Here is a 13,267-nt window from a genome sequence, read left to right as displayed (position 1 = left end):
GGACTTTCTCCCATCCTTACACGCCGTACCGCTCCGGTTTGGGCGATCGGGACATGAGCAACATGCCCGCCTCCGCCGGGGACATGCCGTCGTGGACGACCCCGACGACGACCTCGGTGATCGGCATCTCGACGTCGTGCTTCCTGGCCAGCTCCAGCACGGACTCGCAGGACTTCACGCCCTCGGCGGTCTGCTTGGTGGCGGCCACGACCTCGGCGAGGGTCATGCCCCTGCCCAGGTTCTCGCCGAAGGTGCGGTTGCGCGACAGCGGCGACGTGCAGGTCGCCACGAGGTCCCCCATGCCCGCGAGCCCCGCGAACGTGTGCTGGTCGGCCCCCAGGGCCGCGCCCAGGCGGGAGATCTCGGCCAGCCCCCTGGTGATGAGCATGGCGCCGACGTTGTCGCCCATGCCCATGCCCGCGGAGACGCCCACGGCCAGGGCGATCACGTTCTTCACCGCACCGCCCAGCTCGACGCCGACCACGTCGTGGTTGGTGTACGGGCGGAACCACGGCGGCAGGTGGCAGATCGCCTGCAGCCGGGCGGCGACCGACTCGTCGGTGCAGGCGACGACGGTGGCGGCGGGCTGGCGTTCGGCGATCTCCTTGGCCAGGTTGGGGCCTGAGACGACCGCGACCCGCTCCTCGGGCACCTCGGCGACCTCGCGGATCACCTCGCTCATCCGCTTGGTCGTGCCCAGCTCGATGCCCTTCATCAGGCTCACCAGGACGGCGTTCGGCGGGATGTGCTCGCGCCAGGCGGCCAGGTTGGGCCGCAGCTGCTGCGACGGCACCGCCAGTACCACGAACTCGGCCCCTTCGAGCGCCCGGGCCGGGTCGGTCGTGGCGCGCAGCTTCTCCGGGAGGGGGAGGCCCGGCAGGTAGTCGGGGTTGACGTGGTCGCGGTCGATCGCCTCGACCAGCTCCCGTCTGCGGCCCCAGAGCGTGACCTCGTTGCCTGCCTCGGCCAGGATCGTCGCGAACGTGGTCCCCCACGAGCCCGTCCCGAAAACGGCCACCTTTGTCATGCCATCACTCCTTGGCCGGATCGTAGGGGGTCTCGGGGGCCTTCTCGCCACGCAGCTCGGCGAGCTGCTGGGTGATCGCGGCCGTGATGTCGGCCGTCGCCGCGCGCAACACCTCCGCCTGCAGGGGCAGGCCCTGGTACTTCGACAGGTCCACCGGTGGGCCCACCGTCACGCGGAACGTCTTGCGCGGGAACAGCCTGGGCTTCTTCTCCCCGTACGGCAGCAACTCATGCGCGCCCCAGTGGGCCACCGGGATGACCGGCGCGCCGCTCTCCAGCGCCAGCCGGGCCGCGCCCGTCTTGCCCACCATGGGCCACAGGTCGGGATCGCGGGTGCAGGTGCCCTCGGGGTAGAACAGGATCGCTCCGCCGTTCTCGAGCCGCTGGGCCGAGATGTGCAGGGACTTCGCCGCCTCGGCGCTGCCCCGGTCGACGGGGATGGCCAGGAGCCCCGTCACCGCCCTGCCCAGGAACGGCACCTTGAACAGAGCGGACTTGGCCAGGATTACCGGCCAGCGCCCGTTGTTGTAGAGGAAGTGCGACAGCAGGACAGGATCAGCCCAGGAGAGGTGATTGGTCGCGATGATCACACCACCGGTGCGCGGGATGCGCTCCCCACGACGCCAGTCCCTCTTGACCAGGAGCCAGGACAGCGGTTTCACGATGACGACTGCCAGGGTTTCCCAGAAACGCGATGGTCGCGCGGGGCGGCTCATGGTCTCCTCCAACACGTACGGGATGCGCCCCAAGTCTCCCGGTTGGCCGCGCGGGATGTCGAGGCGGGATGCTTAAGACTATGAGCATCCGCTGGTCCCTGGTCATCCCGGTGAAGACGCTGGTCGCGGCGAAGACCAGGCTGGCGGCGGCCACCGGCCCGCACCGGACCAGGCTGGCCGTGGCCGTGGCGAGTGACACGGTGGCGGCGGCGCTCTCGTGCGCGCGGGTCGCCCGGGTGATCGTGGTGACGGCCGATCCCGCCGCGGCCGGGCCCCTGGGCGCGCTGGGGGCCGAGGTGGTGCCCGACCCGGACCGCGGCCTGAACACCGCCCTGCGCACCGGAGCCGCCCATGCCGTACGCGTCGCGCCGGGCGACGCGGTTGGGGCGCTCCAGGCGGACCTGCCCGCCCTGCGGTCGTCGGAGCTGGGGACGGCGCTGGAGGCCGCCGCCGAGTTCGACCAGTCCTTCGTGCCGGACGCGCTCGACGTCGGGACGACCTTCTACGGGGTGCGGCCGGGGATGCCGTTCACGCCGAGGTTCGGCGGGGAGTCGCGGGCCAAGCACCTGGCGGGCGGGGCCAAGGAGCTGTGCCTGACGGGGATCGACTCGGTGCGGCGGGACGTGGACACGCCCGACGACCTGCGCGCGGCGATCGCGCTGGGCCTCGGCCGCCACACGGCCGCGGTGGTCGCCGAGCTGTGGCCCGGCTCATGAGACGGCTGGGTTCCGGTCTCCCTGCTGCGGGCTCATGAAGTAGTCGCGGCGGTCTTCATGATGGCGGGCGAGGTCGCCACCGCCAGGTGCGCCAGGCTCATCAGGGCCACGGCCGCGGCGAAGGCCGCGTAGCCGCCGAGCCACTCCCCCAACGCGCCGCCGACCAGCCCGCCCAGCGGGTACGCCCCCCACATCAGGAAGCGCATGCTGGCGTTGACCCGGCCCATCAGGTGGTCGGGCGTGATGCGCTGGCGGTAGCTGAGCTGGGCCACGCCGAAGATCGAGCTGACCGCGCCGAACAGCGACGAGGCCACCGGGAAGATCAGCAGCTGCCAACCGGGGCCGGTCGCCAGCGCGGGCAGGTAGAGCACGGCCGCCAGGACGGCGGAGCCGTACAGGGTGGGGCCGCTGCCGAAGCGCGCGGTGAGGCGGGCCACCAGCGCGGCGCCCACGAGGGAGCCGACGGCGGCGGCCGACAGCAGCAGCCCGTACTGGGCGGAGCCGACCCCCAGCTCCTTGACCAGGTAGAGCGGCAGTCCGACGGCCGCGATGCCGTTGGCCGCCATGACGAGCGCGCCCACGATCGCGACCCTGCGCAGCACCCGCTCTCCCGCGACGAACCTGATGCCCTCCGCCACCTCCTGGCGCAGCCTCCGCTCGCCGCGTCGCGGGCTCTCCTCGGCGCGCACGCCCCACAGCAGGAACGCGGAGAGGAGGTAGCTGACGGCGTCGGCGAGCAGCGCGATCGGCGCGGTGAACACGGCCACCGCCCAGCCGCCGACGCCCGGTCCGGCGAGCAGCGAGGTGTTCCTGGTGACCTCCAGGACGCCGTTGCCGCGTTCGAGGCGCTCCTTGGTCACGATGGCGGGCAGGAAGCTCATGTGGGCGACGTCGAAGAAGACCGTGCCCACGCCCAGCACCACGGCGACCGCGTACAGCTGCGGCAGCGTCAGCACGTCGAGCCAGGCCGCCACCGGGACCGACAGCAGCGCCACGCCACGCGCGAGGTCGGACCAGATGAGGATCGGGCGGCGCCGCGACCGGTCCACCCACACGCCCGCGGGCAGCCCGATCAGCAGGAAGGCGAGCATCTGGGCCGCCGACAGCAGGCCGAGCTGGAAGGCTCCGGCGTCCAGGACGAGGAGCGCCGCCAGGGGCAGGGCCACGACCGTGACCTGCGTGCCCATCTGTGTGATGGCGTTCGCCCACGCGAACCGCCAGAAATCGCCCGTACGTCCCATGTCTCTCGATCTTTGCCGCCTGGCCGGGCAAGGGGCAAACGAATTACGCTGATCAGCGTGCAGGGAACGGTACGCAGCTTCGACGAGGCCACGCGCTCGGGGACGGTGTTCCTCGACGACGGGGCCGTGCTGGAGTTCGGCACGTCCGCCTTCGACGCGGGGCCGCTGCGGCTGCTGCGCACGGGACAGCGGGTCAACATCGGGATGTCCGGCGAGGAGATCGCCTACATCACGCTCTCGACCTTCCCGGTCCCGGACGCCTTCCGCGGCCGCCCGCCGGCGGGCGATTCCGAGTAACAGGCCCTTTTGCCGGGTCGCGGCCCGGCCGTTTGCGGGCCGAAATGCGAAACGCCCGGGCCGAGGGCCCGGGCGGAAGCGCGTGCTGGGTTTACTTCTTCTTTCCGGCTTTCTTGCCGCCCTGGTTGACCAGTTCCTTGAAGTCGGATCCCGGGCGGAACTTCGGCCCCCAGCTCTCGGGGACGTTGATTTCCGCGCCGGTCGACGGGTTCCTGGCCGTGCGGGCGGGCTTGTTCACCATCTCGAATGCGCCGAAGCCCGTGATCGAGACCTTGTCGCCGCTCGCCACGGCCTTCTGGATGGTGTCGATGACCGCGTTCACGGCCTCGGTGGCCGTCTTCCTGTCGCCAACCCGATCAGCGATGGCCTCGACGAGTTCTCGCTTGTTCATGAAAGTCCTGCTCCCCCAGTTACGGCTCGGGGTTCCAGCTCATGAGTTCGCCCTAGAAACCCCTTACGGGCTTGAAAGTAGGCGGGATCGCCGGTGAACTCAATCACCTAGCGCGTTTTCCTCACTACGTGGCGTGTCGAGAGAGGCCAGAAAGGCGTCGAGGCGGGCGGCGGCCCTTTCCGGGTCACGCTTCGCCAGATCGCAAATCGCGAGGTAGCGGCGGGCCAGCCGGTCCTTCTCGGCGGGGGGAAGCATGCGGACGCGGCGGTGCGCCTCGCGCAACCGCCGCGCCAGTTCGTCGTCTTCTAGACGGTCGTCGGCAGCCATGGCTGCCGACCATTCTCGTACGCCGCCACATCGTCGGCGTGACGCAGGGTCAGCCCGATGTCGTCGAGGCCCTCCATGAGCCGCCAGCGGGTGTAGTCGTCGATCTCGAACGACACGGCCTCATCGGCCCAGCGGACCTGGCGTTCGACCAGGTCGACGGCGATCTCGAGCTTCGGGTCCGCCTCGACGGCCGACTGCAGCGCCTCGACCTTGTCGCCCGGCAGGATGACCGGCAGCAGGCCCATCTTCGTGGAGTTGTTGCGGAAGATGTCGCCGAAGCGGGCGGCGATCACGGCGCGGAACCCGTATTGCTGCAGCGCCCAGACCGCGTGCTCGCGCGAGGAGCCGGTGCCGAAGTCGGGGCCGGAGACGAGGATCGAGCCGCCCTCGTAGGACGGGTCGTTCAGCACGAACGTCGGGTCCTCGCGCCAGGCCGCGAACAGGCCCTTCTCGAACCCGGTGCGGCTGACCTGCTTGAGCCAGACGGCCGGGATGATCTGGTCGGTGTCGACGTTGCTGCGGCGCAGCGGCACCGCCGTACCGGTGTGGGTGGTGAATGCTTCCATCGGTCCAGGTCTCCTTACAGGTCGGCGGGCGCGGTCAGACGGCCGGTGACGGCGGTCGCGGCGGCGACCTGCGGCGACACCAGGTGGGTGCGGCCACCCTTGCCCTGGCGGCCCTCGAAGTTGCGGTTGGAGGTGGAGGCGCTGCGCTCGCCGGGCTGGAGCGTGTCGGGGTTCATGCCCAGGCACATCGAGCAGCCGGCCTCGCGCCACTCGGCGCCGGCGGCCTTGAACACCTCGTGCAGGCCCTCCTGCTCGGCCTGCAGCTTGACCAGCATCGAGCCGGGCACGATCAGCGTGCGGGTCTTCACCTGGCGGCCGCGCAGGATCTCGGCGGCCGAGCGCAGGTCCTCGATGCGGCCGTTGGTGCACGAGCCGACGAACACGGTGTCGACCTCGATCTCACGCAGCGGCGTGCCGGCGGTCAGGCCCATGTACTCCAGCGCCCGCTCGGCGGCCGAGCGCTCGACCGGGTCGGAGAAGCTCTCCGGGGACGGGACGGACTCGCCCAGCGGCAGGCCCTGGCCCGGGTTGGTGCCCCACGTGACGTACGGGGTCAGCGTCGTGGCGTCGATCTCCACGACCTTGTCGAACACGGCGTCGTCATCGGTGCGCAGCGTCTTCCAGTACCCGACGGCCTGGTCCCACGCCTCGCCCTCGGGCGCGTGCGGGCGGCCCTTCAGGTACTCGAACGTGGTCTCGTCCGGCGCGATCATGCCGGCGCGGGCGCCCGCCTCGATCGACATGTTGCAGACCGTCATGCGGCCCTCCATGGAGAGCTTGCGGACGGCCTCGCCGCGGTACTCCACGATGTAACCCTGGCCGCCGCCGGTGCCGATCTTGGCGATGATGGCCAGGATCAGGTCCTTGGCGGTCACGCCGGCGGGCAGCTCGCCGGAGACCTCGATCGCCATCGTCTTCGGCCGGTACGCGGGCAGCGTCTGCGTGGCCAGCACGTGCTCGACCTCGGAGGTGCCGATGCCGAACGCGATGCCGCCGAACGCGCCGTGCGTCGAGGTGTGGGAGTCACCGCACACGATCGTCATGCCCGGCTGCGTCAGCCCGAACTGCGGGCCGATGATGTGCACCACGCCCTGACCGGCGTCGCCCATCGGATGGAGCCTGATGCCGAACTCGGCGGCGTTCTTGCGCAGCGTCTCGACCTGCGTCTTGGACACCGGGTCGGAGATCGGGCCGAGCACGGTCGGCACGTTGTGGTCCTCGGTGGCGATCGTGAGATCGGGCCGCCGCACCTTCCGGCCGGCGAGACGGAGCCCGTCGAACGCCTGCGGGCTGGTCACCTCGTGAATGAGGTGCAGGTCGATATAGAGCAGGTCCGGTTCGCCCTCGGCACGACGGACTACGTGCTGCTCCCAGACCTTCTCGGCCAGTGTGCGGCCCATGATCTCCTCCTGTTTGTTCGCGGTGCGCCATCGCACCGCTTGCTCAGGCCCGGTCCCGCCGGTCGCCGCTCCGGGGGACCAGCGCTCCCTCCGTGCCTTCTGCGATGCTTCGCATCGCGGCCGGTCGCTCAGGTCCGGTCCCTTTCGTTCCTCAGTCCAGAGACCGGCGCTCCCTCGCGGCGGGAGTTTGCCTCCGACTTGCCTTCTCATATGTCGAGACGGCAGTATCGGTGTATGGACAACTCTAGCGGAGTCGGAGTACTCGACAAGGCAGTTCTTGTACTCAATGCCCTCGAAGCGGGACCCGCTTCACTGGCGCAGCTCGTCCAGGCCACCGGTCTGGCCCGCCCCACGGCCCATCGTCTGGCCGTCGCACTTGAGCACCACCGCATTGTGAGTCGTGACACACAGGGCAGGTTCGTCCTGGGTCCCCGGCTTTCCGAGTTGTCCACCGCGGCCGGCGAGGACCGGCTGCTGGCGGTGGCCGCCCCCGTACTGATGCAGCTCAGGGACCTCACCGGGGAGAGCGCGCAACTCTACCGCCGGCAGGGCGACGAGCGCGTCTGCGTCGCGGCCGCCGAACGCGCGAGCGGCCTGCGGGACACCGTGCCGGTGGGCTCCGCGCTGCCCATGTCGGCGGGCTCGGCCGCGCAGATACTGCTGGCGTGGGAGGAGCCGGACCGGCTGCACCGCGGCCTGCGCGGCGCCAAGTTCAGTGCCGCCACCCTCGCCTCCGTACGGCGCCGTGGCTGGGCCCACAGCGTCGGCGAGCGCGAGCAGGGGGTGGCCAGCGTGTCGGCGCCCATAAGGGGCAGCGGCGGCAAGGTGATCGCGGCCGTGTCGGTCTCCGGCCCCATCGAACGGCTCACGAGGGCACCGGGCCGGCTCCACGCGGTGCCCGTTATGGCGGCGGCCGAACGTATAACAGAGGCAATGCGTCGCACGTCATGATCGGCGAAAGCAGGTATTTGGGGAGCCGAGTGCCTCGTGGGCGCACTAGCCTGAGTGCGTGACAGATCGCATCGAGGTAGCCGCCACTGAGCTGCGACCCCTGCTCGAAGAGTTCATCATGTGGGCGCGTGCGAACGCGCCCGGAAGCGACCCCGAGCTCGTGGGGCCCGCCGCACTGTGGCACCGTCTCGCCTTCTCGCAGGACCTCGGCACGTGGAAGCGTGCTGACCTGCGCAACCTGCTGCTCGACCGCATGCCCAAGGTCGTGGAGGATCCCGACGCCGCCGCCGACGGGATGCTCCCGGCCGTGGACGCGTACCTGACGTTCCTCTCCCAGACCGGCAGGCTGGCCGAGGGCTCGGACTCCCTCGCCGATCTGCAGGCTGAGCTCGACGACGTCGAGGACGAGTTCGTCGACCTCATGGAAGAGCTGCTCGACGACGCCGAGGGCGACGACGACGGGGAGGACGAGGTCGGCGACCTGGGCGATTTCGAGCCATTCGCGGACGACCTCGCCGAACTCGACACGATCAGGCTGCGGCCCGACTCGGAGCTCGCCGCGGCGGCCCGGCAGGCGCCACTGGTGGCCAAGGCCCGCGACCTCGCCCTCTGGGTGGGTTCCGGCCGCCGGGTGGGCGAGGACACCCTGCTCACCGACGCCGAGGTGGAGGAGGCGCTGGCGGCCGTCGGGCTGCCCAGGCCCGACACCGACGGCCCGATCGCCGAGGTCGTCCCGCAGCTCTGGAACATCTGGAACCTGGCCGTGGACCTGGAGTTCCTCCAGCCCGGCGAGGGCAACACGGTCGCGGTGCAGGACGACACCTCTGAGTGGCCGTTCGACGACGACGAGGACGTGCTCGACGCCTGGATGCTCGGGCTCCACTCCGTCGACTACGGCGACCCTGAGCTGAGCGACGAAGACCTTACGATGGCGCTGGCGGGTCTGACCCGGGGCCTGCTGGTCAGGCTGCTGCTGGCGGGCGGCTCGCGCGAGCTCGACGACCTGGCGCAGGACCTGGCCGAGTCCGCCGCCGACCTCGACGAGCTGGGCTCGGACGCGTGGGAGGCGGTAGGCGAACCGCTGGCCCCCGCGATCGACTGGCTCGTCGGGTACGGCATGGTCGAGGTCGACGGCAGCACCGTCCGCCTCACGCCGCTCGGCACCGAGGGGGTCGTCCACCTGGTGGACGACGCCGACATCGAAGTGGACGCGCGGCCCGCGATCGAGTCCATGAGCGCCCACGAGCTGCTGGCGCTCAGCGCCGAGCTGCCCGAGGACGAGGCCGACGCGGAGTTCGCGGCCTGGATGCGGCTCAGGGAGCCGGGCAAGGCGGCCGAGGAGCTGCTGGAGGCGGCGGCCGAGGACGAGAGCGACGCGCTGATCAGGGTGCAGGCGGCCAGCGTGGTCGGCACCCTGGGCGAGGCCGCCATCCCGGCCTGGCAGGCGGCGCTCAAACAGCCCTCGCTCCGGCCCTACGCGGCCACGCACCTGAGCCAGCTGGAGATCGAGGGGGCGCCCGAGCCCACCCAGGACGACACCCACTGGCTGATCCTGGACATGTGGACGATCTCGGCCGGGCTGGGGCGTTCCGAGTTCGTGAGCAGCCTGCAGGACATCGGGCCGGAGATGGTCAACAACCTGCTCGAGGTGATCTGGCGGATTCCGCACGCGCACGTGGAGGAGCTGCTGGACCTGATCTCCCAGGTCCACCCGGACAAGCAGGTCGCCAAGGCGGCCCGCCGCGCCCTCTTCAAGGCCCGCTCCGCGTAACCACCGCTCCATGGAGGCCCTCGCCACTCGGCGGGGGCCTTTCCACTTCCGGCCCCCGGAACCCTCCGCTTCTCAGGCGAGCCACCCACCACACGCGACCGGCTCTCTCGGCCCTGCACCCGCACGCGGCCGGACACCTCGGGCCCGCCACGCGTAACCGGGTCCCTGGGCCCTGCACGCCCACAGCGATCACCACCGCACGGAGCCGGACCCCTCGAACCGGCAACCACCGTGCGCGGCCTGGCCTCTTGAGCTTCGCACGCTCGCGAGGAGCAGCCCACTCATCGCGCGTCGCCGGGCCGTCTCGGGTCAGCGACCCACCGCACGTGCCCCGGCCTCCTGGCGCTTTTTTACGCTCACGACGAGCAGCCGCAAGGCCGACGCCTTGGGAGAGCAAGCACCGCACGCGGCCAGGCTTCGTGGGCCTCGGACTCCACAACGAGCGCCCACCGAACGGGGCCGGACGCCTCAGGTCGGCGAGGCGCCGCATGTGGGTGGGTTTTGTCCAGGGAGACGTGGCAGGCGGGAGCGGAAAACAGAAACGCTCCGGGCTGTGAGCGCCGGAGCGAGTGTGATAGACGTAGTCCCGACCGGATTCGAACCGGCGCTACCGCCTTGAGAGGGCGGCGTCCTGGGCCACTAGACGACGGGACCTTCGCGGGCTTGTGACAGTGGTAGTCCCGACCGGATTCGAACCGGCGCTACCGCCTTGAGAGGGCGGCGTCCTGGGCCACTAGACGACGGGACCCTGTCCACAAGCTGCTGGTGCCGGGATCTCCCCGGCAACGCAGGTAACTCTACCGCACCCCGGAGACCACACCAAACTGCTTAACGGCCCATCAGGTCGGGCCTGTGGCGGCGTACCCAAGCCCCCATCGCCCCGCCTTCCCACAGCGGGTCGAACTCTCCGAGCGGGATCGCCACCTCCGGCCGGCCGGTGACCGGGTCCACGGGGACGCGGGCCAGCCGCTCGCGCATCCAGCCCGGCGCGCGCGGTGGCACCGTACGCTCGCCCCACCCGACGAGCCCCACCGAGCGCAGCGGCTCCACCCGTACCCGCACGCCGCCCGGACGGCCGATGCGCCTGGGGCTGGCCAGTTGGGTGTCCACGACGTCGATCCTGGTGATGTCGGGCCAGCGGAGGCGGACGCGGAAGCCGTACGAGTCGGTCAGCTCCACGCCGTCGGCGGAGAAGCGGACGACGGTGCCGGTGGTCAGGCGGCGGTGCTTGGCCACGAGCACGGCCAGGAGGGCAGCGGTGGCCAGCGCCCCGATGACGGCGCCCAGCGGGGTGCTGCCGGTGAAGATGGCGCCGAGGAGCAGGCAGACGACGAAGAAGAGGGCGAGCGGAGCGACGAACGGGGCGACGAGGCGCGGGAGGTTGCCCGCGCGAATACGAAACTCATCCATAAGTCGGGCGGACTCTACCCAAACCACTGCGGTGACTCCACCCTCACGCCCCTCGCCCGCTGCCAGTCGGTGGGTCAAAACCTGGCCGGGGAGGCGCCCGTCTCCATCATCACTGTCAGTCGGTGAGGAGGCCGCGGCGGTAGGCCTCGGCCACGGCGGAGGCGCGGTCGCGGACGTCGAGCTTGGCGTAGATGTGCAGGAGGTGGGTCTTGACGCTGGCCTCGCTGATGAACAGGCTCGCTGCCGCCACCTTGTTCGTTGCTCCCCCGGCCACCAGGCGCAGCACCTCCAGCTCCCGTTTGCTGAGCCTGCCCCTGGTGGGCTTGCGGAGGGCCGCCGCGAGCCGGCCGGCTACGGCGGGGGCGAGGACGGTCTCGCCCCGGTGGGTGGCTCGGACGGCGCGCACCAGCTCCTCCGGCGGGGCGTCCTTCAGCAGGTAGCCGGTGGCGCCCGCTTCGAGGGCGGGCAGGACGTCGGTGTCGAACGTGGTCAGGACCAGCACCCGCGGGCCCGTGCCGCTGAGGCGGCGGATGGCGGTGACGCCGTCCATCCCCGGCATGCGCAGGTCCATGAGGACGATGTCGGGCTCGAGCTCGGCGGCCAGGCGTACGGCCTCCGCGCCGTCGGCCGCCTCGCCGACGATCTCAAGGTCGGGCTCGCCGCCGAGTGCCGCGCGCAGGCCGTCGCGCACGATGGGGTGATCGTCCGCTATCAGCAGCCTCAGCCGCATCTCTCCCCTTCCGGCCGGCACCCGTCTCTCGTCAGGGTCTCACCCATCACCCTTCCTTGGGTCGAGGGTCGACTGACCACACGTCCGACGAACAGGACGCGCCGGCCTCAGAGGTAGCGCCGCGCCTTTGGGAAAGGGGGTGGAGGAGGCGCTGGACGGGACGGGCGGGCGTGGGAGACGGCGAGCAGGGCGGGCGGGCGTTGGGGAGGGTGAGCAGGGTGCGGCGGTCTCTCCCGGGTGGTGGCCGTGGCCGGCTCGCGGATCATGGAAGGTCGTCCTCGGCGGGGATCGCGGGGATGGCGGCGGCTACGGCGGTGCCCTGGCCGGGGGTGGACTCGATGTCGAGGGTGCCGCCGACGGCGCGGACGCGTTGGCGCATTCCGTCGACGCCGAAGCCGTCAGCGGGCTCCTGCGAGGCGAAACCAGCGCCGTCGTCTCGAATGTCGAGGAGGACGCTTTCGTCCGTGTACGACAGGGTCAGGCCCGTCCTGGAGGCCCTGGCGTGCTTGGCGACGTTGGCCAGGGCCTCCTGGGCCACGCGGAACAGCGTGTCCTCGATGGGGGCGGCCAGGGCGACCGGCGTGCCGGTGATCTCGAGGGTCAGGTCGACGCCGGCCGACCGCGACCACGACTCGGCCAGGTCGGTGATCGCGTCCGGGAGCTTCGAGGTCTCCAGCGGCTCCGGGCGCAGGGCGCGTACGGACCGGCGGGCCTCGGAGAGACTGCGGCGGGCCAGCTCCGCGGCCTGGTCGAGGTGGCGGCGGCGGGTCTCGGCCCGGGAGGTGCGGTCGGCGGCGTTGAGCTGGCCGATCAGGGCGACGAGGTCCTGGGCGAGCGTGTCGTGGATCTCGCCCGCCACGCGGTGCCGCTCGTCGAGCACGCCCGCCCGCCTGGCCTGGTCGAGGAGCCGGGCGTTGAGGGAGGCGTTCTCGGCCATGGCGGCGCGCAGGCGCTCGACCAGGCGGCGGCGCTTGTCGTGCTCGCCGGAGACGTACCAGCCGGCCACGACCAGCGGCAGCGCCACGCCCGCGATCACGGTGAGCAGGGTGCCCCGGGCGCCCGGCCCCGCCTGGGCCGTCACGATGACGATGGCGGTGAGCGTCACGCCCGCCATGGTCAGCCTGGCCGGGAGCAGGGCGCTGGCCAGCGGGTAGCCGATCGAGGCGAACACGATGAAGGCGGGGCTCGCGGCCGTCAGCACGGCGGCGAGCGCGATCAGCACGAGGAAGTGGCCCACGACGAGCGCCCGGCGCGTGTCCCTGCGGGGGTGGAGCCAGCCGATCGGCGCCACCCACACCGCCGCGGCCAGCGCGACCGCCGGCCACCACGGCGCGAACGCCGCCGGGCCGGGGCCGAAGCCGGCGGTCGGCCCGCCGGACCACGACCCGGCGACCGCCGGCCACGTCGCCGCAGGGCCGCCGCCCGTCGCCGTCCACGCCGCCGGGAGGCCGCCCGTCGCCGCCCACCCCGGGCCTGCCGTTTCGGCGAGCCAGGCCGGCAAGGGGCCGGCCAGCCAGCGGAGGAGGGGCCAGGGCACGTCCGCGAGGGCGGCCGCGGTCGAGGAGATCCCGAGCAGTCCGTAGGCGAGGCACAGAAAGGCCCCGCGTTCGCGCCCGTCGAGCCAGCTCATGGGGTCAAGCCTGGCATGGCGTCAACCGATCGGTGGATGCCGGACGTCCACCGCACGACGAGCCGGGCAGGCGATGCGCACCCGCGCTGAGCTGG

The 13,267-nt window shown here is 71.6% G+C and carries 14 protein-coding genes and 2 tRNA genes; 4 read left to right on the top strand and 12 right to left on the bottom strand.

The window, feature by feature from the left end; genetic code table 11:
• Positions 1-16: 16 nt before the first annotated feature.
• Both ABZX61_RS56000 and ABZX61_RS55995 read right to left on the bottom strand, forming a co-directional pair.
• On the bottom strand, positions 17-1,027 hold the full coding sequence (locus tag ABZX61_RS56000) for an NAD(P)H-dependent glycerol-3-phosphate dehydrogenase (RefSeq protein WP_350729715.1): 1,011 nt from the start codon (positions 1,025-1,027) through the stop codon (positions 17-19).
• A gap of 4 nt (positions 1,028-1,031) precedes the next feature.
• Positions 1,032-1,742, bottom strand: a complete 711-nt coding sequence (locus ABZX61_RS55995) for a lysophospholipid acyltransferase family protein (protein WP_355208889.1) — start codon at positions 1,740-1,742, stop codon at positions 1,032-1,034.
• A gap of 80 nt (positions 1,743-1,822) precedes the next feature.
• On the opposite strand from ABZX61_RS55995, the gene cofC reads away from it, so the two are divergent.
• The gene (gene cofC / locus ABZX61_RS55990; protein WP_350729713.1) at positions 1,823-2,458 is read left to right on the top strand and encodes a 2-phospho-L-lactate guanylyltransferase; all 636 of its coding nucleotides are present in this window, start codon (positions 1,823-1,825) and stop codon (positions 2,456-2,458) included.
• A gap of 32 nt (positions 2,459-2,490) precedes the next feature.
• Here the strand turns inward: cofC and ABZX61_RS55985 are convergent, their stop codons facing one another.
• On the bottom strand, positions 2,491-3,699 hold the full coding sequence (locus ABZX61_RS55985) for an MFS transporter (protein WP_355208886.1): 1,209 nt from the start codon (positions 3,697-3,699) through the stop codon (positions 2,491-2,493).
• A gap of 57 nt (positions 3,700-3,756) precedes the next feature.
• Here ABZX61_RS55985 and ABZX61_RS55980 point away from each other — a divergent pair, with 57 nt between their 5' ends.
• Entirely contained in the window at positions 3,757-3,996 is a 240-nt protein-coding gene (locus tag ABZX61_RS55980) for a hypothetical protein (protein WP_355208884.1), read from the top strand.
• Between the two features lie 91 nt (positions 3,997-4,087).
• Here the strand turns inward: ABZX61_RS55980 and ABZX61_RS55975 are convergent, their stop codons facing one another.
• The 4 genes from ABZX61_RS55975 to leuC form a co-directional block, all read right to left on the bottom strand.
• Positions 4,088-4,387, bottom strand: coding sequence for an HU family DNA-binding protein (locus ABZX61_RS55975; protein ID WP_350729708.1), 300 nt, complete (start codon positions 4,385-4,387; stop codon positions 4,088-4,090).
• Between the two features lie 99 nt (positions 4,388-4,486).
• The gene (locus ABZX61_RS55970; protein ID WP_355208881.1) at positions 4,487-4,714 is read right to left on the bottom strand and encodes a hypothetical protein; all 228 of its coding nucleotides are present in this window, start codon (positions 4,712-4,714) and stop codon (positions 4,487-4,489) included.
• Entirely contained in the window at positions 4,693-5,280 is a 588-nt protein-coding gene (gene leuD / locus ABZX61_RS55965; protein WP_355208878.1) for a 3-isopropylmalate dehydratase small subunit, read from the bottom strand. The genes ABZX61_RS55970 and leuD overlap by 22 nt, the downstream gene beginning before the upstream one ends.
• Before the next feature lie 14 nt (positions 5,281-5,294).
• Positions 5,295-6,680 carry a 3-isopropylmalate dehydratase large subunit gene (leuC, locus tag ABZX61_RS55960; protein WP_355208875.1) on the bottom strand — a complete coding sequence of 462 codons (1,386 nt, stop codon included), beginning with the start codon at positions 6,678-6,680 and terminating at the stop codon, positions 5,295-5,297.
• A gap of 234 nt (positions 6,681-6,914) precedes the next feature.
• Here leuC and ABZX61_RS55955 point away from each other — a divergent pair, with 234 nt between their 5' ends.
• Positions 6,915-7,631 (top strand): IclR family transcriptional regulator, encoded by a 717-nt coding sequence (locus tag ABZX61_RS55955; RefSeq protein ID WP_350729701.1) that lies wholly within the window; start codon positions 6,915-6,917, stop codon positions 7,629-7,631.
• A 58-nt stretch (positions 7,632-7,689) separates the two neighbouring features.
• Positions 7,690-9,402, top strand: a complete 1,713-nt coding sequence (locus tag ABZX61_RS55950; protein ID WP_355208872.1) for a hypothetical protein — start codon at positions 7,690-7,692, stop codon at positions 9,400-9,402.
• Positions 9,403-9,983: 581 nt separating this feature from the next.
• Here the strand turns inward: ABZX61_RS55950 and ABZX61_RS55945 are convergent.
• The 5 genes from ABZX61_RS55945 to ABZX61_RS55925 all read right to left on the bottom strand — a co-directional run bounded on the left by ABZX61_RS55945 (position 9,984) and on the right by ABZX61_RS55925 (position 13,172).
• Positions 9,984-10,056 (bottom strand) — tRNA-Glu (locus tag ABZX61_RS55945).
• A gap of 18 nt (positions 10,057-10,074) precedes the next feature.
• Positions 10,075-10,150 (bottom strand) — tRNA-Glu (locus tag ABZX61_RS55940).
• Positions 10,151-10,230: 80 nt separating this feature from the next.
• Positions 10,231-10,812: a hypothetical protein gene (locus ABZX61_RS55935; protein WP_355208869.1), complete on the bottom strand. Its 582-nt coding sequence runs from the start codon at positions 10,810-10,812 to the stop codon at positions 10,231-10,233.
• A 115-nt stretch (positions 10,813-10,927) separates the two neighbouring features.
• Positions 10,928-11,542 (bottom strand): response regulator transcription factor, encoded by a 615-nt coding sequence (locus ABZX61_RS55930; RefSeq protein ID WP_192787601.1) that lies wholly within the window; start codon positions 11,540-11,542, stop codon positions 10,928-10,930.
• A 262-nt stretch (positions 11,543-11,804) separates the two neighbouring features.
• Positions 11,805-13,172, bottom strand: coding sequence for a sensor histidine kinase (locus tag ABZX61_RS55925; RefSeq protein WP_355208866.1), 1,368 nt, complete (start codon positions 13,170-13,172; stop codon positions 11,805-11,807).
• Between the last annotated feature and the right edge of the window lie 95 nt (positions 13,173-13,267).

Source organism: Nonomuraea sp. NPDC003709, from assembly GCF_040610775.1.
In the GTDB taxonomy this organism is placed as follows: domain Bacteria; phylum Actinomycetota; class Actinomycetes; order Streptosporangiales; family Streptosporangiaceae; genus Nonomuraea; species Nonomuraea angiospora_A.
Note: the sequence above shows the minus strand (reverse complement) of the source record. Positions and strands in the feature narration are given on the sequence as shown.

Bases quoted from the DNA above. Each gene is read 5' to 3' on its own strand.
- ABZX61_RS56000 (WP_350729715.1), bottom strand. From the start codon at position 1,027: ATGACAAAGGTGGCCGTTTTCGGGACGGGCTCGTGGGGGACCACGTTC.
- ABZX61_RS55995 (WP_355208889.1), bottom strand. From the start codon at position 1,742: ATGAGCCGCCCCGCGCGACCATCGCGTTTCTGGGAAACCCTGGCAGTC.
- cofC (WP_350729713.1), top strand. From the start codon at position 1,823: ATGAGCATCCGCTGGTCCCTGGTCATCCCGGTGAAGACGCTGGTCGCG.
- ABZX61_RS55985 (WP_355208886.1), bottom strand. From the start codon at position 3,699: ATGGGACGTACGGGCGATTTCTGGCGGTTCGCGTGGGCGAACGCCATC.
- ABZX61_RS55975 (WP_350729708.1), bottom strand. From the start codon at position 4,387: ATGAACAAGCGAGAACTCGTCGAGGCCATCGCTGATCGGGTTGGCGAC.
- ABZX61_RS55970 (WP_355208881.1), bottom strand. From the start codon at position 4,714: ATGGCTGCCGACGACCGTCTAGAAGACGACGAACTGGCGCGGCGGTTG.
- leuD (WP_355208878.1), bottom strand. From the start codon at position 5,280: ATGGAAGCATTCACCACCCACACCGGTACGGCGGTGCCGCTGCGCCGC.
- leuC (WP_355208875.1), bottom strand. From the start codon at position 6,680: ATGGGCCGCACACTGGCCGAGAAGGTCTGGGAGCAGCACGTAGTCCGT.
- ABZX61_RS55955 (WP_350729701.1), top strand. From the start codon at position 6,915: ATGGACAACTCTAGCGGAGTCGGAGTACTCGACAAGGCAGTTCTTGTA.
- ABZX61_RS55935 (WP_355208869.1), bottom strand. From the start codon at position 10,812: ATGGATGAGTTTCGTATTCGCGCGGGCAACCTCCCGCGCCTCGTCGCC.
- ABZX61_RS55930 (WP_192787601.1), bottom strand. From the start codon at position 11,542: ATGCGGCTGAGGCTGCTGATAGCGGACGATCACCCCATCGTGCGCGAC.
- ABZX61_RS55925 (WP_355208866.1), bottom strand. From the start codon at position 13,172: ATGAGCTGGCTCGACGGGCGCGAACGCGGGGCCTTTCTGTGCCTCGCC.